This is a genomic window from Alteromonas sp. 4NH20-0104 (genome assembly GCF_057547795.1).
This window is the reverse complement of sequence record NZ_BAAJLP010000018.1, coordinates 1-26,224: the sequence shown is the minus strand read 5'-3', so window position 1 is coordinate 26,224 and position 26,224 is coordinate 1. Positions and strand designations below refer to the sequence as shown.

The following is a 26,224-nucleotide window of genomic DNA, read 5'->3' as shown; positions in this document are numbered from 1 at the left end:
TTCGGCTTTGACTTATGAAGCATATGCTATACTTTAGTAGATATTACTCTATGTAGTTCCATTCAGGCAGGGAGCAGGGACGTCTTGGGCTCGATCGCAGCAATTAAAAACCAGCTTACCCTTATCAGCCAGCGCTACGGCAGAACGCTGACGCTTATGGCCGTCGTGTTGTTTTTGACTTTTGATTTCGTGGCACTGTCGCTCAATGTCTGGTTGTCTTACCGCATTGAGGCGGCGGCTATCAATATTAACCTGTCGGGCAGGCAACGGATGCTGAGTCAGCGCCTGGTTAAAAACCTGCTGATGATGGAAAACGCCTACACCAACGAAGAGGCTTACAGTACAGCGTTGGATGAGCTGAGAGAAACGTTTAAGCGCTTCGATCTCACTCTCGACAGCTTCCATCGCGGCGGACGGACATTTTCGGCCGATCACAATGTAATAGAAGTTGCCCCGCTAACCAGTGACACAACCACGCAAATCGTTCAGCAGGCGTTGTTAGAGTGGTCGCCCTTAAGGCAAAAGGTCAGACAGCTAATTGGTCGGGAATATGACCACCTGTTACTGCAACAGGCTATCGATGTGGCACAGCGAAAAAACCTGATTTTACTTAATTTGATGAATCAGCTTACCGTTGAACTTGAACACGAAACGCAGGCGGAAGCCATGTCGATTCGTTTTTATCAGGGGCTGGCTTTCTTCCTCGCCATTATTAATTTTACCCTGGCTATCGTGATGTACCGCTTACGCGTACGCAAAGCTAATCACTCGGTTGATCTGGTAGATAACATAATGAACCAGGTGGCAACCGGTATTCTGGTGGCCGATGAAAGTGGCAAGATCATCAGGGCGAATAAACTGGTTGAAAGTATGAGTGATTACGCCATGAGCGAGTTGTTGGGTCGTAAAGTCGATACTTTGTGGTATGAGCACGAAGGGGAAATGTACGGTGTACGTAAAATGGGCGATCAGTATCATTGTCAGGTCAAAGTCAGTGAAGTCATGATTGGCAGTCGTCCGGCCACGGTGTACACCATCATTGATGACAGCCAGCAAAAAGCCCAGCAGCAGGAACTCACGCTGCTGGCTTATCACGATCAGTTAACCGATTTACCTAACCGTCATCTCTTTAACGATCGTTTGTCGCTGGAGATGAAGCATGCCTTACGCCGCAACGAAAAAATAGCACTGCTGTTTATCGATCTGAATGGGTTTAAGGGCGTTAATGACCGCTATGGTCACAAGTTTGGTGACTTGCTGCTTGGTCGCGTGGCAGTAAGGATGAAGCAAACGGTTCGTGATTCAGATACGGTCGCCCGCCTTGGCGGTGATGAATTTACGCTGCTGCTCACCGACATACAGTCTTATGCCATGTGTAAGTCGTTAGTGGAAAAAATCATTGATGGCATTTGCAAACCCTATCTCATTCAGGATGTGCTGGTTGAAATTGGCGCCAGCATCGGAGTTGCCTGTTTTCCGGATGATGCAACCAATGAACAGGAATTGTTAAGTCTGGCGGATAAAGCCATGTACCGTTCGAAAGCCACCGGCGAAAGCTGCATTACCTTCGCCAGTGACTGGCTGGTTCATAAGCCTGAGAAGCAACAGTTAGATCAAAACTGAGCCGGCAGCACGACGACTTTATTAATGATAACCGGCTCTACGGGCGCGTCGGCAAAGCCAATGGTGGCTTTGTATTCGGTTTCTACTTCGCCCATGGCGTCGACCACTTCATATCCTTCTACCACAGCACCAAATACCGCGTAGCCCCACGTTCGGCCCGGATCGAGATTGTCGTTTTCATCCAGATTAAAGAAAAACTGGCGGGTTGCAGTATGCGGATCGTTTTGCCGTGCCATTGCGACTGAGTACATGGAGTTTTTGAGTCCATTGCCCGACTCATTAAAGATCTCAGGATAAGAAGACTTTTCTTCATAATCAACAGTATAGCCACCGCCCTGGACAATATAACCGGGGATGATCCGCTGAAAAATCGTCCCTTCATAACTGCGTTTATCCACGTAACGCAGAAAGTTATTGACCGTGATAGGCGCGCGGCGACGGTCGAGTTCTATGATGATATCGCCCATGGAGGTTTCCAGTTTTACCCTGGGATAATAGTTGTCGGGCTGAATTTGTGAACCGTCATCGGCCTTCTTCTCGGCCTGAGCAAACACTGAAAAAATAAGCAGTGAGAATAGCAAAGCTCTGAGCATGGGTTGTCCTTATCTTTTTGCTGCACTAAAAATAACAAACTTGTTTTGACTGGCCAGTGTGGTGACACCGCCAAACAAACGTTTAAGAGTATGGTAATAATCCAGATGCCGGTTGGCTACTACAATCAGATGACCCCCCTTTTCGAGGAGTTCATAAGCATCATGAAACATTTGCCAGGCAATATGATCAGTAATGGTATTTTGCTGGTGGAACGGTGGGTTACACAATACTTTTGAAAACGTAGGGCGAGCCGGCTGCTGAAGCAAGGTTTCAAGACAGTTACTGGCCACAAAGCGGCAGTGCTGCAATTGTTCGGGGAAATTAGTAGTCACATTGAGCTCGGCTGACGCCACCGCCATATACGATTCATCAACAAAGGTGACCTTGCAGCCCGGGGCCATACTCAGTGCATTCAGCCCTAAAACCCCGTTACCGCAACCCAGATCGAGCAAGCGGTCATGGTCACCGACCTGCATATGCTCGAGTAAAAAACGGGCGCCAATATCCAGTGACTGCCGGGAAAAAACATTGGCATGGTTAGCCACCTGAACTGTCCGTCCATCAGGTAAACGGCACGGCCACACCGTGGGGAACGGGTTGTTAATCTCGCGATTAAGCACCTTAGAGTCAGGCTGACAAAATATCAGGCGCGATTTCTTTTTGGCCAGTGAGGTATTGGTTGGCCCGATTAGTCGTTCAAATAAGGAAAGTACTGAGCGTGTAATGGTTTTTACCTTAGCACCGGCAACGATTACCGTCTCGGGACTGACTACCTTGCGCAGCGCCAGCAACTGACTTTCCAACAGTGCCAGGGTACGGGGGATTTTTATCACCACTAACGCCGGTGAGGCAGGTAAAGGTGTCAGGCAATCCTGTTTTTCCACTTCGGGCAGTTGGTTGGCTGTCAGGTTTTCAGCAAACGACAACCAGGCAATTTTGGAATCGGATACCCACACCGGCTGTTCTTCGGCAAACAGACAGCCGAGAGCGCCGAAATCATCGTTAAGGATTAACCAGGGTTTGTCACTGCCGGATAGTTCAGGGAGTGTCAGAATATGCTCGCTGAGCAATTCATCAGCGCTATCCCAGGCCTGCAGGCTTTTATGCTGATGTTTCGCCGGGTAGCGGATCAGCGTAAATTTGCGGTCAAATAGTGTAAACTCGGTGTTCATGGTTTGTGGTTTGCCCGGTGTTATCGATAATGCAATTTAACTTATTTGCCAGTCAGACGTCTGCGCTGGCGCCTGTTTCACTGTCAGATGCTGACATCCGGTATCAGCCTGACTGGTTGTCTCCTGAACAGTCAGAAGACTTATTCCGCCAGCTCCAGCAAGAATTACCCTGGCGGCAGGATACTATCAAATTGTATGGCCGAGAAGTAAACATTCCGCGTCTACAGTCCTGGCACGGTGCGCCGCATTGCGAATATACTTACTCGAATTTACGCATGCTGCCGCATCCCATGCCCACTATTTTAACGCAAATTAAGCACCGGTTAAGCGCTGAACTCAATGCGCCATTCAATTGTGTACTGGCAAACTGGTATCGAGATGGCAATGACGGCATGGGGATGCATGCCGATGATGAGCCGGAGCTTGGCCCCCGTCCGGTGATTGCTTCAATCTCTTTGGGCAGCGTAAGGCGCTTTAGTTTTAAACATTTACACAGCGGCGAGCGCCACGAATTAATGCTTGAGCCCGGCAGCCTGCTGGTAATGGCTGGCGATACACAGCGCAACTACCACCATGGACTGAGCAAGACGCGTAAACCTATCGGTGGTAGAATTAACCTTACTTTTCGTTATATTCCCGGAGATGACAACTCCGATGCAGGTGAACCATAAATGATACAGGTAAAACCCTTTATAGAGCAGCAACTGACGACTGAACTTGGGCCACAATATCTGGAAGTGCTGGATGAAAGTTATATGCACAGTGTACCTGAAGGCGCGCAAAGCCACTTTAAGGTGACCGTAGTCAGTGAGGCCTTTGAAGGATTACGTCTGATTGCCCGCCACCGTCAGGTGAATGCGTTGGTAGCAGAAGCGCTGGCCGGGCCGGTTCATGCTCTGGCCCTGCATACGTATACGCCGGCCGAGTGGCAAAAGCGTAATCAAACCTCAGTCGACTCGCCCGCTTGTCTGGGCGGCAGTAAATTCGATTAAGCTTCGGTTAGGCCTACAACAGTCCCTGCCCGGAGAGAAAGTCGAAAGCGGCGATAGTCAGCGGCAAGGATAAAACCGTAGTAATGGCGATGATACTGGCCGCCAGTCGATAGTCACCGCCGAGTGTACGTACCATCACATAACTGGCCGCTGCCGTGGGCGCTATCGTCATTAGCAGCACAATGCCCAAGGTCATGCCACGCAGACCGGCCGCATAAGCCAGCCCCACCATTACAGCCGGATAAAAAATGCACTTGCTCAATGAGCTGAGACTAATATTAAACCAGTCGGCACTGAATGAACGAAACTGCAGCGAAGCGCCGGTACACAACAGTGCCAACGGTAAGGTTAGTTGGGCGAAGTATTCGCCTGTGGTGGTTAACAATACCGGTAACTGCCAGTCGAAATAAGAAAACGGTAACGCAATAACGATGGCGATTATTAGCGGGTTCTTCACAATGCCTTTTACCTGTGAGGTAAGTGAGCGCTTGCCTTCCTGATAAAAGTTAAGAATGAAAACAGACAGCACATTAAACAGTATAGTCACCATACCAAGGTAAACCGAAGCGGCAGCCAGACCATCATTGCCGTAGGTCTGAGCGCAATAGGCCAGACCAATTATGCCCATGTTGGCCCTGAATCCGCCCTGGGTAACCACGCCGGTTGCTTGGCGGTTCGGTACCATCAGATGGCTGGTTAGCATCAACACCAGAAAATAGCCCAAGGTGCCGATTAGCCCGGTAATAATCAATACCGGATTGGCGGCTTTGCTAAAATCAGCCTGACTGATAGAAATAAACAGCAGCGCCGGCAGTGCTACGGTAAAAACCAGTTTGGAGCCGGTGGCCACGAACTCATCATTTATGAGTTTGGCGCGCAGCAATAGATTACCCATGATAAGTAAAACGAGTACCGGGCCAATAACGGTAATGGCAAAATCAAAGGTGGATGCTTGCATAACGGTTGAGAACCCCGAGAAGGCAGTGAAAGCGTTCTTAAAACAACAGCATACCACCAATTAACGGGAACCGGGCAAGGTTAATGTTGTCACCTGTGCGTCAGACGGTGGAAAAGTGAAATGGAAACCACACCAGCTTATGGATTTTTATATATAAGCTTTTATTAATTAGGCTATATTTTATCTAACCATGGATAAATAGAGTCTCGCGATGATATTCAGACGTAGCCAGCCTGTAGCTGAACTAGCCGAAATAGAACGTTTAAAGGCAGAAAACGCCCGCCTGGAACAGAACCTGTCTAATATGGAGCAGCAACTGCATACCGCCTACGCCGATGCAGAAGTGCTGGCCAGTAAAGTGGCAGTGGAAAGAAAGCTGGTGGAAAACTTCTTCCATTCGCTGGAAATGCTCGACTCAGTGCGTACGGATGTGGCCGCGTCGGCTACCGAGGTGGGGCATGAGAAAGACCGTCTGGAAAGCACGCTCAGCGAGTTTGCACTGATCAGTAGTACCCTGACTCACTGCGTGAATGTACTGCAAACCCTTGCGGGTAAGTCTGAGTCGATGAACCAGTCTATCGAAGAACTGTCTAACTCAGCCAGCGAAATTCAAACCTTTGTAACCCAGATTCAAAGCATCGCTGAGCAAACCAATCTGCTGGCCCTGAACGCAGCTATTGAGGCCGCCCGGGCGGGAGAGCAGGGACGAGGCTTTGCGGTAGTCGCCGATGAGGTCCGGGCTCTGGCGGCGCGCTCGGCAGACGCGTCGAAACAGATTTCTACTCTCACTCAGGCAACCAGTCAGCAAACGGATACCACGAAACAATATATCGCCCAGAGCCATACAGAAACGTTGGATGTGTCGGAGTCGGCCACTAAGATCAATCAGTCTGTACATGAAATATCCGCGATGGCGAGTGGGATGACGAAAGCGATTTCAACCGTGAGTCTGAGCACCTTTGTTCAAACAGTAAAGCTCGATCACCTGGTGTGGAAGGTTAACGTGTACAAAGCTATCCGCACGGAAAATACCCAGCAGGCCGGGCAACTGGCGGACCACCACCAGTGTCGTCTGGGTAAATGGTACTACGAAGGCGATGGTAAGAAACTCTACGCGTCTTTCCCTGAGTTTAAGAAACTGGAAGCCCCCCATGCGCGGGTGCATGAGTCAGGTATTGAAGCGCTAAAGGCCAGTGAACAAGGTGATTCACAAACACTAATCAACAAGCTGCAAAACATGGAAGACGCCAGCGTTGATGTGTTTGACTGCCTGAATTCACTGAAGGCCAGAATTACTCAGATGTAGAACGGGCGGGTTCTTTTGCAAGAACCTGCTGTAACCCTTTTTGCATCAGCGCAGTTCTTCGCTGATTAATCATTTGCCGGGAGACAATCAGTCCCAGCAACAAAGCCGCTATGGGTAACCAACTGCCGTAGCCCAAAAACGAATATAAAATACCACCCAGGCCAAAGACCATAAATACCGGTAACAGCCAGCAGTACATTTGAAACACGCGTTTAGCTGGTGGATTGAAACTGATATCGCGGGCTTTTTCCAGCAAGGTAAACTGCTCATGGCGTTCACGATCGGCGATTTCCGGAAATTGGTCGATGTATTCTTTTATATCCATAACTGGCGGTTCAACGTTATTTTTGCTGCAAAGTGTAGGCGCAGCGAATTCACAATGCAATCCTAGGGCGGGCTAACCTGATTAAGTAAGATATCCACGGCTTCAGAGACCCACTCTGCAATGGTGTTCTGATCGGGAATAAAATCAGGATGCAGTAAACAATACATCTGTGATTTGCCCCGCAAAACAGTAATAAAATCGGTCGCCAGACGCAGCGGTTCGCAACCGTTATCAGCCAGTTCATGCTTTTGCAGAGCGCGGTTAACTGCTTCGGCTATCACCGGCAGGATGCTGGCGGGGCCGGCATCATAGAACGTTTTTGCCAGGCCCGGAAAGCGGGGGGCTTCGGCAACCACTGCCCGAAATAATGCCAGATTTTCTGCGGCCAGTAATAGGGTAAGATAAGCCTCACCAATACGGAACAGCGATGCCGAAAAGTGCGCATCAGGCAGGCCAATGGTTTTGACCTGTTCGATAAAATATTTGCACTGGGTATTCACCACACAAGTAAATAAACTCTCCTTGGTAGGAAAATGATTATACAGGGTGGCCTTAGAAACGCCGGCGGCCTTCTGGATCAGATCCGTGGTGGCGCCGGTATAGCCGTATTGCAGAAAATAATGCGAAGCCGCAGTGATAATAGCCTGAGTTTTTTGTTGTTTCTTACTGAGAGACATGAAGTTTTGATTACCGCAAGTGTTAACTATCATGTTAATGGCTACAGCAGGCTTAGCAATGCCGTACAGAGCAGGTTTGACCGTGTTTATCGCAGCGGGCGGCAGATTTTTACAAACTGTTAAAGGACAAATGATCCTGGTAATGGTAGGATCGCCGACCGATTTTTAACCACCTCAGTGCTGAGATAGTAATGTTTGATATCATCACGAGTAAAGAAAGTAACGTAAAAAATGACGTGCTCTCCGGAATAACCGTTGCCCTGGCTCTGGTGCCCGAAGCCGTTGCTTTTGCATTTGTTGCCGGCGTTGAGCCGATGATAGGCCTGTATGCGGCCTTTATGATGGGGTTGATTACCTCTGCCATTGGTGGCCGTCCGGGTATGATTTCCGGTGCAACGGGAGCTATGGCGGTTGTTATGGTTGCCCTGGTGGCCCAACATGGTGTGCAGTATTTATTTGCCGCTGTGTTACTGGCTGGCTTATTGCAGATAATGTGCGGTGTGTTTCGCTTAGGGAAATTTATTCGCCTGGTACCTTATCCGGTTATGCTGGGCTTTGTGAACGGCCTGGCCATAGTGATTTTCCTTGCCCAACTGGGGCAGTTTAAAGTAACCGGCGCGCTGGGTACCCAGGAGTGGATGAGCGGTACTATGCTCTACATCATGCTGGGATTGGTGGCGTTAACCATGGCAATTATTTATCTACTGCCTAAGCTGACCAAAGCCGTACCCGCGTCATTGGCGGCCATTATCACCATTACCCTGCTGGTACACGGGCTCGATTTGGAAGCCCGTACGGTTATCGACTTCGTGCGCGACATGCTGCCGGCTGACCAACGCGACAGCGCAACCCTTGCAGGCGAGTTGCCAACTTTTGCTATCCCTATGGTGCCATTTACCTGGGATACGCTGATGATCATCTTACCAACCTCCGTTATTTTATGCCTGGTGGGTCTGATTGAGTCATTATTAACCCTCACGCTGATTGATGAAATGACCGATACCCGTGGTCGTGGCAACAAAGAGTGTATTGGTCAGGGTGTTGCTAACACCGTTAACGGTTTCTTTGGCGGTATGGGCGGTTGTGCCATGATTGGTCAGAGTATGATCAACATTAACTCCGGCGGCCGTGGGCGTTTATCCGGGATTACGGCCGCTATCGTCCTGCTGGCGTTTATTCTGTTTGCCGCACCACTGATTGAAATGATCCCACTGGCAGCGCTGGTTGGTGTTATGTTTGTTGTGGTCATCGGTACCTTTGAGTGGGCCTCGTTCCGCATTATTCGCGGGGTTAATAAGGAAGATGCATTTGTATTGTTCCTGGTGACAGCCGTGACCGTTATTGCCGACCTGGCGATTGCCGTGGTGGTTGGGGTAATAGTTTCTGCGCTGGTGTTTGCCTGGAAAGCTGCTCGCTACGTTGATTCGAAAACCCACATCGATGACGATGGCTGGAAGGTCTACGAACTGCGTGGCCCGGTATTCTTTGGTTCAGTAAGTCACTTTAAAGAGCTGTTTGATATCGCCAACGATCCGGATGATGTGGTTATCGACTTTAAGAACAGCCGGATCTGGGATTCATCAGGCATTGATGCGCTGGATGGTCTGGCCGATAAATACGAGCAGGCGGGTAAGAAACTGCATATTCGTCACGTGAGTCAGGAATGCCAGAGCTTGCTTAACAAGGCCGGTAAATTCGTTGAAATAAACGTTAACGAAGACCCTCGCTACCGGATAGCAACCGACAAGCTGGCTTAACCGGTTAGTTTTACAGGCAAAAAAAATAAAGGGGTCAGAGTAGATTATTGCTAAAGCGATAATCTACTCTGACCCCTTTATTATTGCCCGGAGCAAAGTGCTTTTAGTCGCGTTTGGCTGCCAGGTAGTTAAACAGTTCTAAACGTTCTGTTGGGGTTAAATCGCGGCCAATCTGAACTTTGTATTTACCGTTAACAATGAAGGTAGGTACCGAACGTACTTCACGGCGATAATCTTCGACGAGTTTATTGTTTTTGCCCAGCATAGACTTCACACCAAAGCTTTTAGCCAGCTTATCAAATTTTTCAGAATCCACACCGTTGATAATAAAGATGTTGCGGATATCTTTTATGCCGGTAATGGTGGCACGTTGTTTATGAATATAGTTAAAGATTGCGGCGCTCAGCTTGTCTTCCTGCTTTAACGCTTTCGCAATTAACATACCCGTGGTCACTTCATCCTGCACTTCCTGGCTGGCGTAAGGCATAAAGTTAACGTGCGCTTTTTCAAACTTAACGCCTTCATCCAGGGATTTTTTCAGCTCAGCAACAAATGGCTCTGTGCGGTAGCAGTGCGGGCACCAGTAAGAGAAAAACTCAACGACCTGAGGTGAGTCACTTAATGGCTTATCGACTTCTTCATAATGTTTACCTTCCTCCCACTTAACTGCGGCAGAGGCCTGTAATGGAATCAGCAATGCTAGTAAAACCCACAAAGCAAACTTCTTCATTCGAGTGTTTTCCTTTCTAATTCAAATAAACGTTGAGATTATCATACCGGTAAAAATTCGCCTAGTCAGCGACGACCAGGCGAATTTAACGGCGATTAATGGTTAAAAACGATAGCTGGTATGGGCCAGGATACGTCGCTGGGCACCACGATAGCCAATAATATCTTCATAGTCTTCAGACAATGCGTTATCTACTCGGACCCCGAATTGCCACTGTTTGTTCCAGTCGTAGTTCACATTAATACTGGTTAACCAGTACGGTTCCAGGCTCAGGATTTCGCCACTGAATGAGGTCGGCGGATAAAAGACATCCTCACGAACCCCGGTGTAATCGGCTTTGATATAAACAGATAAACCCTGAACCGGCAATGAATGACGATAGGTTACAGAGCCTGTGTGATTGGGACGGCGTAGTTCAACTGCCTGATCGACACCGTCGCCGCTGGTCGCATCCAGGTAACTGTAGTGGGCCGTGATCTGCCAGGTATCAGCAACCCATTGCACCGATGCTTCAAAGCCGTCGCGGCGGGAATCCTGGCTGGCATTGGCCACTGAACTAAGGCCACTGGCGCTGTCCCACACACTGGTAATTTCATTTTCCAGCCGGGTAGTATAAACGCTGAAATCTGCCGTTAGCTGGCGACCAAAGGTGGTTTGCAGGCCAATCTCAAATTCACGGCTTTGCTCTGGCTCAAGCTCAGGATTGCCAATAAATTGCGCCGGGAAATAACCATAAAGCTCAGTAAAATTGGGGGTTTTCACCGCCTGACTGACACTGGCAAACAAGTTAACCTGACGGGAAATGGCGTAATGTGCGCCAGCGCGATAGCTCCAGGCTTTTTCAAACCGCTCGTTATCGTCGTAACGAGCACTGAACTGGGTTGTTAGTTCATCGGTGCCCAGCCCGGTTAATTCAGCAAAGATGCTGGTGGTGCTGTCATCGCCACGGTAGTTAGGATCGCCCCAGTCAGCCGGCCCGCGCTGTTCGAATTCGCGACGGAGCAACTCAGTGCCAATGGCAAACTGGGCCACGTCGGTAGTGATAAACTGAGTCCAGTTCAGCTGCTTGCGCTCGCCGGTGGTACCGCCTGCATTCACCGCACCGGTCAGGTTATCGTTATCATCTTTGTGATACTGCGCCTTGAGTTCGCTGGTATAGCCTAATGAGGGAATGGCATAGTTCCATTGTAAATAACTGGTCAACTGGTCGCCATCGGTAACGTTATCGGCATCGGCTGGCAGGCCGGTGGTGAAGTCAGTAGCGTCATAGTCGTTGCGATAATCGACCATGCGCGCACCGGCCATAAAGGCGTTGCTGGGAGTTGCCTGCCAGTTCAGCCCAAAACCGGCTGTGGTATTGCGATAGCCATCATCTTCGCCGCCGGTACGCGACACATTATCGCCATCGGTATTGAAATGATTAGCGTAAAGTGACACGTTCAGGTTTTTCAGCGACTGCTGTGTAGAGACAGAAGCTCGATAGGTGCTGGCATTACCCATGCCTGCACTCAGTGATGTGCTGTCATTACTTTCACTGCCCGCTTTGGTGGTAATACTCAGTACGCCCGAAACGGCGCCGCTGCCCCACAGTGCACTTTGCGCGCCGCGAAGTAATTCTACTCTGGCAATATTATCAGCAGTGAGATGCGCAAAATCTACCAGGCCGCCCTGGCTGAGGTCGTTCACAATCACGCCGTCGATCAATACCAACAGGTGATTGGTTTCGCTGCCACGCAGGCGCAGTTCGGTTAATGAACCGGGGCTGCCGGACTGACTCAGGCTAACGCCGGGCATGCCGCGTAATAAATCGGTTAACTGGGTAGCGCCGGCTGCCTGAATATCTTCTTCGGTAAGCACTGATACGGAGGCCGCCAGTTTGTCGAGGCTAACCGGTAAGCGAGAACCGGTAACGGTAATGGTTTCTACCGAAGATTGCTGGGCGCAGGCAAGGTTTGCAGTGCACGCAAGGGCTACCGCATAAGAAAGGGATCGAATTGTCATAAAAGGCTCTTTTAACAGCACTCCCGCCGAGTGCCAAGATGGGTTAGAAGTGGCAACCAGCCCGTTGTGAGCAGTTGCCGACGCAGCACAGGCCGGTCTCCGGGCTTTCAGTCATGCCGGGGCATGAATTCCCGCCTTCCCGATAGTCGGTGGCATAGGGGAATCGTATTGAAAACAACAATACGTGATTACCGTTGCGGGGGCAGCGTAAGCTTTTCACTTACTTCCCGATTATCCTGATGAATCTTCAACAGGCACCTGAGCGGGCGGGATTATAACGGTACCAACACCGGATAAATACCCCTGAGGCTAAAAATGCCCGCTGATCCGCGCTGTGCCCCCATGTTTTTCAGGCCTTTACTGATTCTCCCAGCGTTTTAAGGGCAGCATGATTTGTGTGTCGTTATGCCAGTTAAGGCGCAATGGCTCACCGGCATCCGCACTGCTTTCGGTATTCACCGGTTTGCCTGAACCATGATTAACCTGAGCATCCTGATTTTTGTTCACGTTGAGCACTATTGCCAGCCGGCTGCCCGTTTCCAGCAACTTAGCTGTTACCCGCGCATTAACAATAGGCAGCGACGTTTTCTGGCCTGGGACAAGTAGCTGACGTTGCTGCATAGAGTGAGCGTAGCTGGCCCGGCTGCGATAAGTATTCAAATGAAACACTTTCCCCTCTGGCGATAGGGCATAAAAGTTATACCCAATATCAACGTCTTGTTTGTTGGTGCTGATCACAATATTACCGGTAATGGCCCCGGCCAGTTCCATAGGTGATGAAAAAGGGTCGGTGACATAAACTAATCCGTTTTCATCGCTAATTTTATCCTGAATCAGCGGCCAGGGGCTGACATTCCTTTGGGTGGTACGGTCGGCCATATCAACCGTCATTTCGATACTGGCTGGCAGATGCTCCTGACTGGTGAGTAAGCGGTATTGCCCGTTCGCCTCGGCAGTGGTACTCAGATAATACGGTGTGCCCTGAGTAGTTAGCGCGCTGAGCGATTGGGCATGCCGCCACTGATTGCTGCCCATCAACTGATAGTTCACCGGGTGGCTCACCAGTTTGGGCACATCCTTATCGAACAACAGGTGATCAAACCAGCCAAATACTACCTCTTCGGTGTCTTTGTCGAGCGCCACCGGATCGAGTGTGTAATTACTGAAGCTTTCCCACACCTTACCCTGTGCAGTGCCGTGGGAGTATGGGCCAATCAGTAATCGGTGATCGGCATCAGGGTTAAACTGCTGATGACGTTTCATGTAATCCAGTGCGGATATCTGACCGCCGTCAAAGTAGCCGGTAACAGTGAGTACCGGGATGGTGATACGGCGATATTCCTCGCCAACCGGGACCATAGACTGATAATAGCTGTCGAAGCTGGGGTGAGACATCCATTGTTGCCACCACGGGTTCGGCTTGCCGTCGATTTCCGGCAGTTTGGTTATCGGCAGTCCGCTTTCATAAAAACGGCTGAGCAGCTCATTGCGTTTGGCCCAGTCGGCATACACGGTGTCATCCATGGTGTTGTTATTGGTTACATGAAAGGCCCACTCATAGTTGCCGGTTAGCACAATATTGTTTTCGTAAGGCAGACCGGTGATCAGGCTGGCCGCTGTATAGGGGGCGATGGCTTTTAATGCTGCGGGCATATGTTTAGCCGCAGCCCACTGAGTAAAGCCATTATAGCTGCCGCCATACATCACCACCTCACCGTTACTCCAGGGTTGGTTGCTAATCCACTCGATCACCGCTGCGGCGTCTTCACCTTCGTGCTCCCAGGGGATAATCGCGTTGCTACTGAGCCGTTTGCCCCGGGAGTTCGCCACCACGCCAATGTAACCGTGGGCCGCAGCGTGAATTGCCGTAGTAAGGTGTGAGCGCTCGTCGGCATAGATAGTAAATTGCATGGCGGTGGGTAAGGTAGCCGCAGATTGTTTGGGCTTAACAATGGTGAGCGTGAGCTCAACGCCATCGTCAAACGTGATCAGCCGAGCGGGTTCAATGTGATAACGCTGGCGGTTTTCAGCGGCAATTATCTCACTGCTTACCGGGATAACAGACTTTAGAACATGATAGAGGTGAACATTGGTCACCAGGGATATCACCTGTTCCTCATCCAGCGAGGGGAGCGTCTGATAGTGCTTTAACAGGTTGATGACATAGTCGAGTGCTCGTTGTACTGACCAGCCAAGTGCCCCTTGTAGCTGATATAAATCTTCGTTACTGAGTTCACTGACCCGCTGTTTCAGATGCGCAGTGAGCTTACCGGTCAAGGCCGTTTGCTCCGCAGTGGAAGGTAGGAGCAGGACTTCGTGATATAAGCGATAATGGCTGTACGATAAGCCATTTTTTTCCGTTTCCAGCAGCGTTAACAGTGCCTGATGCCGGTTTAATACTGAGAGCAGGGCAACACGGTTAAATAATGTCTGGGTATTGATGGTGTCATCAGACAAATTCACAGTAAACTTCACAAGCTGTTGCTGAAAAGCCTCATTATTCAGCAGGCTTAATGCCGCGCTTTGGCTGGTGAGCTGGCTTTCAGCTAACAGTAAAGGAACCGGCGTTTTTCCTTCATCTGCCACACACACCTGATGCAGACTCATCAGCAGTAAAAAGTAAAAACACGGTAGAATAGGCCACCGTTTGGTCAATTTATGGATACAGCAAGCTAATGTCATGACGCTTTTCTCCTTCGTGGTAATTGCCGTCAAATGATGGCTAACAGCCTAAAGAGAATGGGAAAAAAGACATGACCGGGCGATGATTTCTGATGATTTATGATGATCTCATGCAAACCAACATGGTATTTTTAGCGAAACCGCAGAGCAGGGCACATCCATGCGCTGGCAAATAGCCGACTTCCAATTTTGTGAACAACAACAGACCTTATCGTCGCCCACTGAGCAATTACAGCTTGAGCCGATGATGGTCGAGCTATTGGCGTATTTTTGTCGTCACCCTAATGAAATCGTCAGTGTTGATCAGTTGATTGCACAAGTCTGGCAGGGCCGGATTGTAACGGATAACGCTGTAAGCCGGTTGATTACCAAATTGCGCCGGGCTTTTGCTGATGATGCCAGACAGCCAAGGTTTATTGCCACGTTTCCTAAAAAAGGCTACAAATTTGTGGCACCGGTAGCGACGATTGATGAATATGATGCTCAATCTTTAATGCCTGATGGCGCGCAGGTGACGCGACCTGAGACCGACGAAAAGCCTGCTGAGTCCGGTTGGTCCTTTCTGAAATTCCCCTTCATTGCTGTGCTTCTTGTTTTAATAGTGGTATTGGTCTTCTGGCAAATGTGGCAAACGCCTCAACCCGCTGCCCGCTTCGCTCGCGCGCTCACCTCTATGGATGGCAACGAAGTATTCCCATCTTTCAGTGCAGATGGCAATCGCATGGCATTTATGTCGGTTAAAGAGCAGCGTTTACGCCTGGTGATCAAAGATTTGGCCAGCGGTAAAACCACAGAAATTGCCCATCCTGACGGGCTCAATACCGGGCCAGGCGACTGGAGCAAACAGAGTGATAAGCTGGTTTACCTGGCGGCTTCAGCGCAGCGCTGTGAATACTATATTATCGATATTAAAGGTTTAACTCCGGGCGAACCCCGCCTTATTCACCGTTGCCCGGCGGGCAGTTACGGTAAAGTATTGTTTACCCATAATGATCAGCGTGTGGTGTTCAGTGAGAATGCTGGTCCGGGAACGCCTTACTCTATCTATGAGCTGGATTTAATGACCCAGCGTAAACGTCGGCTAAATCAGCCGGACCTTTATTTATCTGGCAACAGCCAGTTTGATTTGCACCCCCATAAAGATAAATTGCTTATTTCCTCGCCAGATAAGCAACAATGGGAGGGCTTTTATGCGCTGGATTTAACAACCAACAAACTCGATCTGTTATTTAAACAGGATGCGTATATTTGTTGTGGAATTTGGGACCATACGGGAGAAAATGTCATCCTCATGGGTGAGCATCCTGCTTATCAATTACTTAGTTATGATTTAGCGGGAAAAAATAAGCAGGTTATCTTTTCAGGTAGTCGCCGCATAAGTTTACCCCGGCGTTTTAACAACCAAACTGACTACGTATTTTTGTCTGGCGATAAGCATACAGACATTCAAGTTCTTGACATAGAGAGTGGTGAAGTGGGCAGTATCGCTAACGATACAGTGGATGAGCTACTGGCCACTTTCGCTTCCAATCATCGGGCCATCGCCTACATCAGCATGGCCTCTGGTAAAGAGCAGGTCTGGAAATACGATCTGGCCTCGGGAGAACGCAGAAAAATCACCGCGTTTACCGAGAGTCGCCATTACCTGGATTTACACTGGTCTCCGGATGACCGTTATATAGCCGGGCTTACCTTTAACGAGTTGCACTTGATTGACTCTACTACCGGCGAGGTAACCATTGTTGATTTTCCGCAAACTGAAATTCGCGGTGTGTCGTTTAAATCTGCTTCTGAGCTGAGCTTCAGTGCTAAAGAAGGCGAGCGCTGGCGCGTTTACACCTATCACCTAAGTTCGCAGAGTGTGACAGCAGAATCTCCTGAGTGGGCGTTTATTCAGTTTACCCCTGACCGCGACAACACCTTGTGGTTATCTGCCGACCACACTCTTTACTATTCCGCGCAGCAAATAAAGGCCGATATTCCTGGTACTTCTTCAGCCATGTTGTTAAACGGCAGGCAATGGAATCTGCGCAAACAAGACAGTTTATGGTACTGGTATGACCGTGAAGGCCCTGGACATATCAAACGCTTCCATGCACAAAACGGTAGTATCGAGAGCCTTGCTGAATCCGGCGTGGGTCATTTTGATGTTCATGGCAGGTCACTGCTGTTTATTAACAGCAGTGAGTCACAATCAAACCTGTTCAGAACTATTAGTCAGAACTAAAGCCGTTGGCGTAAATGCCGTCATCTGAGAGTTCATTTGTTTATGTTCTCAGATGACTGGCAAGTAAGCGGCAGAATTACTTCACCGTTACCGGAGCGGAGTTTGAGTTATTCGCTGTAGTGGTTCGGGTAGCCTTGTTTTTGATATCAAACAGGCCATAACCGGCGACTAGCAGGAAGCATAGGGCTGGCACTACATAGGACACGATTACGCTCCATGAGTCGATGATTGCAGCCTGAAATAATGGCAGGATTGCGCCGCCCAGAATCGCCATCACCAGACCCGCCGCGCCCAGTTTGGTATCTTCTCCCAGACCTTCCAGCGCAATACCGTAGATAGTGGGGAACATCAGTGACAGGCAGGCAGAAATTGCTACCAGTGATACCACACCAACCATGTTTGGCGCCTGGGTCATAACAATACACAATCCGGCTGCTATCAGTGACATGATCATCAGCAGTTTTGCCGGATACAAATACTGCATTAACCAGGTCATCACAAAGCGTGAGATAAGAAACACAATCATGCTGTACTGCAACACCTGGCCGCCATCTACTTCATTACCGCCAATCGCCGTCATGGCGTACTGGATGGTAAAAGTCCATACACAGGTTTGCGCCCCAACGTTAAAAAACTGCGCAAGGACGCCAAAACGATAGTGGCGGTTAAGCATTAAACGCTTAAGTGAGGCCCCAAACTGAATATTCTCGGCGCGCTGTTCTGTGGACTCATTCACCGGGGTTTTAATACAGGCAATGGCAATCCATACCACAACCAGCACAAAGGCCATCCCCACATAAGGCACCATAACCGCATCCAGTTCGGCGCCGATTACAGACTTGAGCTCGGCCGCAGACATGCTGGCGCGCTGTTCGGCAGAGGCCTGATTAAGGTTAGGCAGAATAAGCGTTGCGGCCAGAAATACCCCAAGGTTGGTACCCACCGGGTTAAATGCCTGAGCCAGGTTCAACCGGCGGGTGGCACTTTGTTCACAGCCCATAGCCATCACATAGGGATTGGCTGAAGTTTCCAGGATAGAGAGTCCGCCGGCCAGTACAAATAGCGCCAGCAGGAAGAAGCCGTAAGTCATGGTCTGACTGGCCGGATAAAACAAGAATGCACCGGCTGCGGCGCAACCCAGCCCGGTTAGAACCCCGGTTTTGTATGAAAATCGTTTATTGATAAAGGCCGCGGGAATCGCCAGGCAAAAATAGGCACCGTAGTAAGCAAATTGAACCAAAGCCGATTGCAGCGATGACATTGTAAAGATTTTACTAAACACTTTAACCAGAGGGTCCGTCATATTGGCGGCAACACCCCAGGCAGCAAAACAGATGGTGAGCAGAATAAAAGGGAGCAGTGTTTCTCTGGAAACCAATGGCGCGCGTTTTTGCACGATAAGCCTCGTTATGTAAAAAATTAGTTAAGTGATTTAAGCAACAAAAATTTTTCGTGTCAATAAATCAACAAAATTTATTTAATTTGTTTTCTTTTGATTCAAGGGGGTTTTAAGCCTGATGTTCAGCAGGGCTTTGCACCGGGCTTCTGAAGGACTACTATACATTGTTGATTTAAGGAAAAATAAGAGAAGTGTTATGTCTGAAACCATTCAAGCAACATCGAATGAGCCTCTGCCGGTATGGCAAAGAAGTGCTGTACCCAAGGGCCAGTCAGGTTTGCGAGCGCTGAATGAAAGACGAATTCTGACTCTTATCCGCCAGCACCAACAACTCCCTAAAGCACAGATTGCCAAACAAACAGGGCTGTCAGCCCAGGCTGCCACGGTGATCATCAACCGGCTCGAACACGATGGCTTGTTGCAGCGCGGTGAACCCCATCGAGGCAAGCGTGGTCAGCCCAGCGTGCCGTTCTCGCTGCGAGCCAACGGCGCTTTCGGGCTGGGTATTAAAATTGGCCGTCGCAGTATGCAGATATCGCTGATTGATTTTCTGGGCAATGTGCGAGCTTCACTGTGTGAGCACTGGGATTTCCCGGCTATTGAAGCGATGCAGCGCTTTACCCAAAAAGGGTTACGAGCCATTTTGTCGGCCCTCGATGAAGAGGAAGTCAGCAGAGTCAGTGGTGTCGGGGTGGCCATGCCTTTTGAGATATGGCGCTGGAGTGAGCAGGCCGGCGCGCCGGAAGATGAACTTACGCGCTGGAAAGAGTTTGATGTATTGGCCGCGGTGCAGGAGTTTACCGAGCTGCCGGTGTATCTGTGCAACGATGATATTGCCGCCTGTGCTGCAGAGCTTTGGTTTGGGCAGCACCGCGAGCTTAGCGACTATTTGTATTGCTTTGTGGGCACCTTTATCGGTGGTGGAATGGTGCTTAACCGCAAGCTCCATGTTGGCCGAAGCGGCAATGCCGGCGCGGTGGGTTCTCTGCCGGTACTGGCTGGTTCAGGCAACGCTCAGTTACTCGATAGTGCTTCACTTCACCGACTGGAAAAAACGCTTAAACAAACGGGTGTTGATACCGCTTTTTTACACGGCCGGCATCCCATCTGGCCGGAGAATTTGCCCGAGGTGGCCGATTGGCTGGACGTGGCGGCCGAGGGAATTGTGCAGGCTGCCATCAGTGCTCATGCATTTCTTGACCTGGATGCAGTGGTGATTGAAGGCGCTGTCCCCGATGCTGTTAAGCAGGCGTTGTTACATAAATGTGAGCAATTACTGGCGAAAGCAGATTGCCGCGGATTATCGCCACTACGGCTATTGTCGGGCTCTGTGGGCGCCGATGCAAGGGCCCTTGGCTGTGCAAATCTCCCCTTACTGGCCCAATACAGTTTGTAAATTTAATAAATAAATAAAGTTGATTTAATATTTAAGCTGCATTAAATTGCGATCCCCTGACTTACTGTTAACAGGGTGTGATCGTGGTGTTTGTAAAATCTCACCCCCATGAGGGACATAAATGCGCTTAAAAAATATCGACTTATCCTGGTCCTTACCGCGCGGCGGGATCGCCAAATCGGTTTATGGTGCCATCACCAGTGGGCTCCTGGCATGGTGTATCTCTGTGCCAGCACAGGCCGCACAAAAGGATTATATCGACTGGCTGGCCAGTTATACCGGCGAAGCGGCGGCTAATGTGAAAGGCGGCAAGCAGCGCGGAAGCGCTTATGCCGGTCAAATATTTGTTGGCGCAGATATCGATATGGACAAAGCGGTCGGGTGGGACAACACCCGCATTCACGTTGCTTTTACTAACCGACATGGCCAGAACCTGGCGCAGAATTACATTGGTAACAGTACCTCCGTGCAGGAAATCTACGGTGGCCAGAATTCTCGCTTGGCCCGCTTTACCATTGAGACGTCTTTCTTTGACGGACAGTTGCAGGTAGAAGCCGGCAGAACGGTAGCCAACATCTCGTTTTTAGGCTCCGAGCTTTGCCAGTACTTCCAGACTAACTCCGCCTGTGGCAACCCCACTTTTGTGTTTCGTACCAGTAATTTTACCTGGTGGCCGGTGTCGAGCTGGGGCGGGCACGCCAAGTTCTGGTTCAATGATAAAGTGTATTTACATGCCGGCGTCTATGAAGAGAATACCGCTCATCAGCGTGATGGCGATCACGGCTTTGACTGGGGTATTGCAGACTCCACCGGCGTAGTGGTGCCCGTAACGCTGGGTTATAAAACCTCCTGGGATAATGACGACTATCCACGCCGATATGAAGTGGGTGGTTGGTACGATGGTGCTGACTACGCGGATCCGTCCCGTGATGCTGAGGGCAACCTCGCAGCCATTAGTGGCGAGAACTATGTCACTCAAAACGGCCGCTCTGGTGTATTTGCCCGGTTTGAGCAAACCGTCCTGCGCCCGGATTTAAATTCCCGTCGCCGCCTGACGCTATTTGGCGCGGTACTAACTGGTATTGAGGGCGAGCTAACTCAGGATTATTACCTGAAAGCCGGTTTTGTTAAACATGGTACCTTTGCCGGTCGCGATACCGATACCATTGGCTTTGTGATCACCCGTCAGGACTACAGTGATGAAGCACTAGAGGACCAGACACTGCTGAGACAGAGCAACGGCGGCAACGGTCTGCCAGCGGGGTATCAGCTTATGATGGAGCTGAGCTATGGTATGCAGTTTGGCGATCACATTCGCGTGCAGCCGAATATCCACTACATTGTAAATCCGGACCAGTTTAATGAAAGAGGGCGTGTTGAAGACTTAGACAATGCCTGGGTGGCTGGTTTACGCTTCGACGTGGATCTCGCCGGGTTACTTTTTGACTAATTTCATACTTCTCTGACATCCAACAGGAGAAAACAAATGCAGGTTTTATGTATGGGCGAAGCATTAATAGATATGCTTTCAACTAAAGAGCTGGATGCTACAGGCGCTACCGAGAGTTTTAAAAAATTCGCCGGTGGGGCACCTGCCAATGTAGCGGTTGCCGTCGCCAAGCTGGGGGGCAACAGCGGGTTATTCGGTAAGCTCGGCAAGGATCAATTTGGCGAATACCTGTATCGCACGCTGGCAGAGTTGGGTGTTAGTACCCGGTTTACCGGCTTTTCTGAACAGGGTAAAACGGCGCTGGCTTTTGTTGGGCTGGATGATAGCGGAGAACGTTCTTTCGATTTCTATATTGATAACGCTGCTCATACTGATTTATCCGAGGCCGACCTGGAGCCCTCGCTGTTTGCCGAGCCTCGTATTATCAGTTTTTGTTCAGGCTCGATAAGTACGCCGGGATTGCGTAAGGTAACCGAAAATGCGCTGAGCCAGTTTCGTGATGCCGGCAGTATTTTATGTCTGGATATCAATCTGCGCCCGGCTTTCTGGGACGATGCCGCCCTGGCGCCGGCACTCATTAGTGAGACGGCTGCCAAAGTAGATATGATTAAAGCCAGTCATGAAGAGCTGGTGGAGTTATATGGCGAAGCCAATGTAGAGGCGAGCATACAAAGCTGGCTGGATAATGGCGTATCGCTGATCCTGGTTACCGACGGTGCTAACCCGGTAGCGTTTTATACCCGGGACACTGATGGTACCTATCCCACACCGAAAACGCTGGTGGTCGATACTACTGCGGCAGGTGATGCTTTTGTGGGAGGCTTTTTATTTACTTTGGCCGGCGAACTACAAGATAAAGCATCGTTTACTCACTGGGTGGCAAACTTTGAGAATATTCTGGCGTCTTTGCGCTTTGCTACGCAGTGTGGTGCTATTGCGGTGTCTCGCTACGGCGCTTTCGATGCGCTGGCGGATAAACAGCAAATTGAAGCGCTCAGCAATAAAAAAGCCGGGGAATAATTCTCCGGCTTGTGTATTTCGAGCTTATTGATTGCGCCTTGTTGGTAGTGTGCTCAGTAAGGCACCAAGGACAATGGCGGTTCCTGCAACGTAGCAAACTGCTCTTTCAGAGCCAGGATCTGCTGCTCCCAGTAACGATGTTCCGCAAACCAGGGAAAAGCCCGGGGAAATGCCGGGTCCTGCCAGCGATCGGACAACCACGCCATATAATGCACCATTCGCATAGCGCGTAAGGGCTCCATGAGCGCCAGTTCTTTGTTGTCGAACTCACAAAACTCCTCATAGGATTCAATCAGTGTTTCTAGCTGCATCTGCTGCTGCGCACGATCGCCGTTTAACATCATCCACAAGTCCTGCACAGCCGGGCCCATGCGGCTGTCGTCCAGGTCGACGAACATCGGGCCATCGCGCCACAGAATATTCCCGGCATGGCAATCGCCGTGCAGCCGAATGAGCTTACCCGGCTTGTATTGCTCCTTGGTTAGCTCAATGACCCGGTCGAGTATGGTGAAAAATGCGGTGTGCAGTGATTCGGGTAACAGTGAACTGTTGGCCAGAGTTTGGCGGGGTTTGTCGAGAAAACTTTCAATATCCATGGTGGGACGATGCGTGAAGGGCGCACTACTGGCCACCTTGTGCATCCGGCCGATAAACCGGCCCATCCATTCCAGGTGGTCGAGGTTATCGAGTTCAAACTGGCGGCCGCCCACCGAATTGAACAGGGCAAAGCGATACTGTCCGGCAAAATGCAGGGTTTCGCCTTGCTGCGCAAGGGGGGCGACAACCGGGATTTCTGCATCGGCCAGCGCCTGACTGAATGCATGTTCTTCGAGGATTTGCTCGTTAGTCCATCGTTGCGGGCGATAGAACTTCACTACGTAACGCTTTTGTTCGTCACTTAAAAACTGGTAAACCCGGTTTTCGTAGCTATTTAAGGCAAGGAGTCCTGACTGAGGAAAAATGCCGCACTGTTCTAGTGCGGCAAGGATCATATCGGGTGACAGTTCGGCAAAGGTAAAGTCACTCACATTAAGGCCTGTTTATCGATAAAGGAATTTCGATGGCTCGCTAACCTCTACAACAGTGCCGTCTGCTTCGGTGGTGGAAACATTAAAGTATATTTCAGTGACCCGGCCAGACAGGTTGTAGGGATCAGTTGCGACAGATACAGGTAAGCTGTATACCTCGCCGCCACCCACGGTAACAACTTGTTCGCCAATGTACTCGTATTCAGGCAAACCTTCTACCTTAATTGTATAAGTGTGCTCACTTTGTGACTTATTGAGTACCTTGAGGGTATAGACATTTTCAATATCGCCGTTCATATTTTCGCGATACAGCGAGTTACGGTCGCGAATAATATCCACTTCCAGGGGCACCCGGGTCACGATATCGGCTACCAACAGACCGCACATTACCAGCAGTACCACCAGGTAGCCTACCAGTTTGGGACGCACGATATGGGTGGTACCGCCGGCCAGTTCATGCTCTGAGGTAAAGCTGATAAGGCCTTTGGGGTAATCCATTTTTTCCATCACGCCGTTGCAGGCATCGACACAGGCACCACAGTTGATGCACTCGTACTGTAAACCATTGCGGATGTCGATACCGGTAGGGCATACCTGTACACACAGGTTACAGTCGATACACTCACCCAGGCCTTTGTCAGCCAGATTTTCATGGGCCAGTTTACGAGAACGTGGCCCGCGCTGCTCGCCGCGGCTGGCATCGTAGGATACGGTGAAAGTATCTTTGTCGAACATGGCCGACTGAAAGCGGGCGTAAGGGCACATGTGAGTACACATGATTTCGCGCATCCACCCGGCGTTACCATAAGTACATACAGTGAAGAAAATAATGGTGAAGCCAGCCCAGAAACTGGTATTCAGGGTGAAAACGTCAATGTAAAGCTGCGCAACCGGCGTAAAGTAACCAACAAAGGTCATTGCGGTGAGTAATGCAACCAGTACCCAGGCCGTATGTTTAGCAGTTTTGCGCCAGAACTTGTCGAAGTCCATCGGGCGCTCGTCCAGTTTGATGCGCTTGTTGCGGTTGCCTTCGAAAAACTCTTCAAACCACACATATATGTAGGTCCAGGTGGTTTGCGGACACATAAACCCACACCACACACGGCCGGCAAAGGTGGTGATAAAAAACAGCGCAAAGGCAGAAACAATAAAAATGTACGCCAGCAGGGTTAAATCCTGGGGCCACAGGGTCAGTGAGAAAATGGTAAAGCGCTGATCGACGATATTCAGTAGTACAGCCTGATGACCGTCATACTGGATCCACGGAATGGCGACGAACAAGGCAATAAAAAAGAATCCGAAAAAACGGCGGAAATTTTCCAGCGGGCCTTTTACCGAACGCACATAAATTCGGTCCCGTGCCGTGTAGCGTTTCGACTCATCGAGTTTTTCGGGTTTGTGAACTTTGACCGGAGTAACATTTTTCACCGGGATCTGATCGTTCATGGGACTACCTTCATTGAAGCTAAACATGATTACGGCAGCAGTATACCTGTCATATATTAATTTTACTTAATATAGATCAATCGCAGTCTGATTCGCCGCGGCGACAGTGTAACGCATTTTTTCGGTGTACACACTTGGTGCCATGGAAGCGATAACGGGTTTAGATTAAAAATTGAACTACTTTGTACAGCTATAACTCTTAATAACCAGGTATAAAACACATACCTTATTAACCGGTTAGACGTGGGGTAAACTTAGCTCAATAGTTTGGGAGAAGTATAAAGCATGTTTCGTTCAATCGCTGTTATCATTGAAATCGCTATTTTGGTAGTGGTATTACAGCTACCTTTTGTTCAGTATTTGCTATCTGACGTTCAGGTTACCCTGAGCGACTGGATGGAAGAGATAGCTACGCGTGAAGAGCGCCAGCAGCTGGCTGAAATTAAAGACAGCCTGGCAGTTCAGTACTCGGCAATGCGTCCGTACCAGAAAGAGTACCTCGATACGGTATTGTCTTCGCGGGTTCGCACGTTGCAATTTTACGATGCTTATTGTGAAAACTCAGACCGAAATCCGTACATCCATGGTGTAACGTTACACTCGTTTTGCTCTGAAATTCGCCGCTCACCGGTTTTGTATTCAGACACGCAAAATAGTTGATACCCCTGTTCACCCCCGGTTCAGGTAAAGATTGCTAGGTTGTTACACAGGACATACGGTTAAACTTTTTGCGGTTTAGTTGTTCTAATCAGTCTAACAGTACGTATATACTTTGATTTCGAACTAAATCCTCGGGGGATTCTGTAATGCGAAATAAATCAGTGTCGTGGTTGCTTGTACCTGCGCTAATGGCGTTTTCTGGCGTCAGCATGGCACAGAAAAGCACCGTCGAGTCGGCTGAAGCGCCGGCGAAAGTCGAAATTACCTGGCAAGATCCCAAGTCGTATACCGATGTCAGACCCAGTAACGAATCACGCAAAGGTTTTCGTAATCGTGTCTTTAACTCGCTGGACAAATACTTCAACAAATTGGCTGAAGCGCTGCCGGAAGGGCAAACTCTACAAGTAACCGTTACCGATCTGGATTTGGCCGGAGAAGTGTGGCCGACCATGCGCGCGGGGGCTTTTGATATTCGTATTATTGATACGGTGTATATCCCGCGGATGGAATTTAGTTATCAGCTGAAAGAAGGTAACAAAGTGGTGAAGTCTGCCGAGGTTAACATTAAGGAAATGGCTTTTATGAACCGTATCAGCCGCGCACGCAGCAGCGATCCTTTCCGTTATGAGAAAGACATGATCAAGCGCTGGTTTGATGACGAGTTTGAAGACTCTATTGCCAGAAATTAATCGCTGAAGGCCGCATAAAGCGGCCTTTTTTGTGGTGTGGTGCGCCGGGCATGGCGCGTGGTGTTTCGACACCGTTTAACTCACTGTGGTGG

At 49.7% G+C, this 26,224-nt stretch carries 22 protein-coding genes, 1 pseudogene and 1 riboswitch; of the genes and pseudogenes, 12 read left to right on the top strand and 11 right to left on the bottom strand.

Annotated features, from left to right (window positions below):
• Positions 1 to 84 precede the first annotated feature (84 nt).
• Entirely contained in the window at positions 85 to 1,623 is a 1,539-nt protein-coding gene (locus AC27IB_RS13665; RefSeq protein WP_296045575.1) for a diguanylate cyclase domain-containing protein, read from the top strand.
• On the opposite strand, the gene AC27IB_RS13660 is transcribed toward AC27IB_RS13665, so the two are convergent.
• Both AC27IB_RS13660 and AC27IB_RS13655 read right to left on the bottom strand, forming a co-directional pair.
• Complete coding sequence (locus AC27IB_RS13660; RefSeq protein WP_296045579.1) at positions 1,614 to 2,216, bottom strand: peptidylprolyl isomerase; 603 nt, start codon at positions 2,214 to 2,216, stop codon at positions 1,614 to 1,616. The genes AC27IB_RS13665 and AC27IB_RS13660 overlap by 10 nt on opposite strands.
• Positions 2,217 to 2,225: 9 nt before the next feature.
• Positions 2,226 to 3,389 (bottom strand): methyltransferase, encoded by a 1,164-nt coding sequence (locus AC27IB_RS13655; protein WP_487121569.1) that lies wholly within the window; start codon positions 3,387 to 3,389, stop codon positions 2,226 to 2,228.
• A 29-nt stretch (positions 3,390 to 3,418) separates the two neighbouring features.
• On the opposite strand from AC27IB_RS13655, the gene AC27IB_RS13650 reads away from it, so the two are divergent.
• Together AC27IB_RS13650 and AC27IB_RS13645 are read left to right on the top strand one after the other, a co-directional pair.
• Positions 3,419 to 4,060 carry an alpha-ketoglutarate-dependent dioxygenase AlkB family protein gene (locus AC27IB_RS13650; RefSeq protein ID WP_487121567.1) on the top strand — a complete coding sequence of 214 codons (642 nt, stop codon included), beginning with the start codon at positions 3,419 to 3,421 and terminating at the stop codon, positions 4,058 to 4,060.
• Between the two features lie 3 nt (positions 4,061 to 4,063).
• A complete protein-coding gene (locus AC27IB_RS13645) occupies positions 4,064 to 4,381 on the top strand; it encodes a BolA family protein (protein WP_487121656.1) in 318 nt (105 codons plus the stop codon).
• Between the two features lie 13 nt (positions 4,382 to 4,394).
• On the opposite strand, the gene AC27IB_RS13640 is transcribed toward AC27IB_RS13645, so the two are convergent.
• Complete coding sequence (locus AC27IB_RS13640) at positions 4,395 to 5,339, bottom strand: AEC family transporter (RefSeq protein WP_487121565.1); 945 nt, start codon at positions 5,337 to 5,339, stop codon at positions 4,395 to 4,397.
• A 211-nt stretch (positions 5,340 to 5,550) separates the two neighbouring features.
• On the opposite strand from AC27IB_RS13640, the pseudogene AC27IB_RS13635 reads away from it, so the two are divergent.
• Positions 5,551 to 6,243 (top strand): annotated as a pseudogene (locus AC27IB_RS13635) (methyl-accepting chemotaxis protein); the annotation flags it as partial.
• A 6-nt stretch (positions 6,244 to 6,249) separates the two neighbouring features.
• Positions 6,250 to 6,645: a CZB domain-containing protein gene (locus AC27IB_RS13630; RefSeq protein WP_487121654.1), complete on the top strand. Its 396-nt coding sequence runs from the start codon at positions 6,250 to 6,252 to the stop codon at positions 6,643 to 6,645.
• Here AC27IB_RS13630 and AC27IB_RS13625 read toward each other — a convergent pair.
• Entirely contained in the window at positions 6,632 to 6,970 is a 339-nt protein-coding gene (locus tag AC27IB_RS13625; protein WP_296045594.1) for a MerC domain-containing protein, read from the bottom strand. The genes AC27IB_RS13630 and AC27IB_RS13625 overlap by 14 nt on opposite strands.
• Before the next feature lie 62 nt (positions 6,971 to 7,032).
• A complete protein-coding gene (locus AC27IB_RS13620; RefSeq protein ID WP_296045596.1) occupies positions 7,033 to 7,647 on the bottom strand; it encodes a TetR/AcrR family transcriptional regulator in 615 nt (204 codons plus the stop codon).
• 191 nt (positions 7,648 to 7,838) lie between these two features.
• Between AC27IB_RS13620 and AC27IB_RS13615 the strand changes: the two genes are divergently transcribed.
• A complete protein-coding gene (locus AC27IB_RS13615) occupies positions 7,839 to 9,404 on the top strand; it encodes a SulP family inorganic anion transporter (RefSeq protein ID WP_296045599.1) in 1,566 nt (521 codons plus the stop codon).
• A 103-nt stretch (positions 9,405 to 9,507) separates the two neighbouring features.
• Here AC27IB_RS13615 and AC27IB_RS13610 read toward each other — a convergent pair whose 3' ends face one another.
• The 3 genes from AC27IB_RS13610 to AC27IB_RS13600 form a co-directional block, all read right to left on the bottom strand.
• Complete coding sequence (locus AC27IB_RS13610; RefSeq protein ID WP_296045603.1) at positions 9,508 to 10,134, bottom strand: thiol:disulfide interchange protein DsbA/DsbL; 627 nt, start codon at positions 10,132 to 10,134, stop codon at positions 9,508 to 9,510.
• Between the two features lie 102 nt (positions 10,135 to 10,236).
• Entirely contained in the window at positions 10,237 to 12,135 is a 1,899-nt protein-coding gene (locus AC27IB_RS13605; protein WP_487121562.1) for a TonB-dependent receptor plug domain-containing protein, read from the bottom strand.
• 73 nt (positions 12,136 to 12,208) lie between these two features.
• Positions 12,209 to 12,412: riboswitch (cobalamin riboswitch) on the bottom strand.
• 80 nt (positions 12,413 to 12,492) lie between these two features.
• Complete coding sequence (locus tag AC27IB_RS13600; RefSeq protein ID WP_487121560.1) at positions 12,493 to 14,817, bottom strand: CocE/NonD family hydrolase; 2,325 nt, start codon at positions 14,815 to 14,817, stop codon at positions 12,493 to 12,495.
• Positions 14,818 to 14,977: 160 nt separating this feature from the next.
• Here AC27IB_RS13600 and AC27IB_RS13595 point away from each other — a divergent pair, with 160 nt between their 5' ends.
• A complete protein-coding gene (locus tag AC27IB_RS13595; RefSeq protein WP_487121558.1) occupies positions 14,978 to 17,044 on the top strand; it encodes a winged helix-turn-helix domain-containing protein in 2,067 nt (688 codons plus the stop codon).
• Positions 17,045 to 17,120: 76 nt separating this feature from the next.
• On the opposite strand, the gene fucP is transcribed toward AC27IB_RS13595, so the two are convergent.
• Positions 17,121 to 18,440 (bottom strand): L-fucose:H+ symporter permease, encoded by a 1,320-nt coding sequence (gene fucP / locus AC27IB_RS13590; protein WP_487121556.1) that lies wholly within the window; start codon positions 18,438 to 18,440, stop codon positions 17,121 to 17,123.
• A 199-nt stretch (positions 18,441 to 18,639) separates the two neighbouring features.
• On the opposite strand from fucP, the gene AC27IB_RS13585 reads away from it, so the two are divergent.
• The 3 genes from AC27IB_RS13585 to AC27IB_RS13575 all read left to right on the top strand — a co-directional run bounded on the left by AC27IB_RS13585 (position 18,640) and on the right by AC27IB_RS13575 (position 22,309).
• Positions 18,640 to 19,839, top strand: coding sequence for an ROK family transcriptional regulator (locus tag AC27IB_RS13585; RefSeq protein ID WP_296045611.1), 1,200 nt, complete (start codon positions 18,640 to 18,642; stop codon positions 19,837 to 19,839).
• A gap of 121 nt (positions 19,840 to 19,960) precedes the next feature.
• Complete coding sequence (locus AC27IB_RS13580; RefSeq protein WP_487121554.1) at positions 19,961 to 21,289, top strand: carbohydrate porin; 1,329 nt, start codon at positions 19,961 to 19,963, stop codon at positions 21,287 to 21,289.
• 36 nt (positions 21,290 to 21,325) lie between these two features.
• Positions 21,326 to 22,309 carry a carbohydrate kinase family protein gene (locus tag AC27IB_RS13575; RefSeq protein WP_487121552.1) on the top strand — a complete coding sequence of 328 codons (984 nt, stop codon included), beginning with the start codon at positions 21,326 to 21,328 and terminating at the stop codon, positions 22,307 to 22,309.
• 53 nt (positions 22,310 to 22,362) lie between these two features.
• Here AC27IB_RS13575 and AC27IB_RS13570 read toward each other — a convergent pair whose 3' ends face one another.
• Positions 22,363 to 23,337, bottom strand: coding sequence for a serine/threonine protein kinase (locus AC27IB_RS13570; RefSeq protein ID WP_487121550.1), 975 nt, complete (start codon positions 23,335 to 23,337; stop codon positions 22,363 to 22,365).
• A 12-nt stretch (positions 23,338 to 23,349) separates the two neighbouring features.
• Positions 23,350 to 24,783 carry a cytochrome c oxidase accessory protein CcoG gene (ccoG, locus tag AC27IB_RS13565; protein ID WP_296045619.1) on the bottom strand — a complete coding sequence of 478 codons (1,434 nt, stop codon included), beginning with the start codon at positions 24,781 to 24,783 and terminating at the stop codon, positions 23,350 to 23,352.
• Positions 24,784 to 25,068: 285 nt separating this feature from the next.
• On the opposite strand from ccoG, the gene AC27IB_RS13560 reads away from it, so the two are divergent.
• Together AC27IB_RS13560 and AC27IB_RS13555 are read left to right on the top strand one after the other, a co-directional pair.
• Positions 25,069 to 25,443 carry a hypothetical protein gene (locus tag AC27IB_RS13560; protein ID WP_487121548.1) on the top strand — a complete coding sequence of 125 codons (375 nt, stop codon included), beginning with the start codon at positions 25,069 to 25,071 and terminating at the stop codon, positions 25,441 to 25,443.
• Between the two features lie 146 nt (positions 25,444 to 25,589).
• A complete protein-coding gene (locus AC27IB_RS13555; RefSeq protein ID WP_487121547.1) occupies positions 25,590 to 26,132 on the top strand; it encodes a DUF3016 domain-containing protein in 543 nt (180 codons plus the stop codon).
• Positions 26,133 to 26,224: the final 92 nt, after the last annotated feature.

Excerpts from the sequence above, each read along its gene's own strand:
- AC27IB_RS13660 (WP_296045579.1), bottom strand. The coding sequence starts at position 2,216 with ATGCTCAGAGCTTTGCTATTCTCACTGCTTATTTTTTCAGTGTTTGCT.
- AC27IB_RS13655 (WP_487121569.1), bottom strand. The coding sequence starts at position 3,389 with ATGAACACCGAGTTTACACTATTTGACCGCAAATTTACGCTGATCCGC.
- AC27IB_RS13650 (WP_487121567.1), top strand. The coding sequence starts at position 3,419 with ATGCAATTTAACTTATTTGCCAGTCAGACGTCTGCGCTGGCGCCTGTT.
- AC27IB_RS13640 (WP_487121565.1), bottom strand. The coding sequence starts at position 5,339 with ATGCAAGCATCCACCTTTGATTTTGCCATTACCGTTATTGGCCCGGTA.
- AC27IB_RS13630 (WP_487121654.1), top strand. The coding sequence starts at position 6,250 with ATGGCGAGTGGGATGACGAAAGCGATTTCAACCGTGAGTCTGAGCACC.
- AC27IB_RS13625 (WP_296045594.1), bottom strand. The coding sequence starts at position 6,970 with ATGGATATAAAAGAATACATCGACCAATTTCCGGAAATCGCCGATCGT.
- AC27IB_RS13620 (WP_296045596.1), bottom strand. The coding sequence starts at position 7,647 with ATGTCTCTCAGTAAGAAACAACAAAAAACTCAGGCTATTATCACTGCG.
- AC27IB_RS13615 (WP_296045599.1), top strand. The coding sequence starts at position 7,839 with ATGTTTGATATCATCACGAGTAAAGAAAGTAACGTAAAAAATGACGTG.
- AC27IB_RS13610 (WP_296045603.1), bottom strand. The coding sequence starts at position 10,134 with ATGAAGAAGTTTGCTTTGTGGGTTTTACTAGCATTGCTGATTCCATTA.
- AC27IB_RS13605 (WP_487121562.1), bottom strand. The coding sequence starts at position 12,135 with ATGACAATTCGATCCCTTTCTTATGCGGTAGCCCTTGCGTGCACTGCA.
- AC27IB_RS13600 (WP_487121560.1), bottom strand. The coding sequence starts at position 14,817 with ATGACATTAGCTTGCTGTATCCATAAATTGACCAAACGGTGGCCTATT.
- AC27IB_RS13595 (WP_487121558.1), top strand. The coding sequence starts at position 14,978 with ATGCGCTGGCAAATAGCCGACTTCCAATTTTGTGAACAACAACAGACC.
- AC27IB_RS13585 (WP_296045611.1), top strand. The coding sequence starts at position 18,640 with ATGTCTGAAACCATTCAAGCAACATCGAATGAGCCTCTGCCGGTATGG.
- AC27IB_RS13580 (WP_487121554.1), top strand. The coding sequence starts at position 19,961 with ATGCGCTTAAAAAATATCGACTTATCCTGGTCCTTACCGCGCGGCGGG.
- AC27IB_RS13575 (WP_487121552.1), top strand. The coding sequence starts at position 21,326 with ATGCAGGTTTTATGTATGGGCGAAGCATTAATAGATATGCTTTCAACT.
- ccoG (WP_296045619.1), bottom strand. The coding sequence starts at position 24,783 with ATGAACGATCAGATCCCGGTGAAAAATGTTACTCCGGTCAAAGTTCAC.
- AC27IB_RS13560 (WP_487121548.1), top strand. The coding sequence starts at position 25,069 with ATGTTTCGTTCAATCGCTGTTATCATTGAAATCGCTATTTTGGTAGTG.
- AC27IB_RS13555 (WP_487121547.1), top strand. The coding sequence starts at position 25,590 with ATGCGAAATAAATCAGTGTCGTGGTTGCTTGTACCTGCGCTAATGGCG.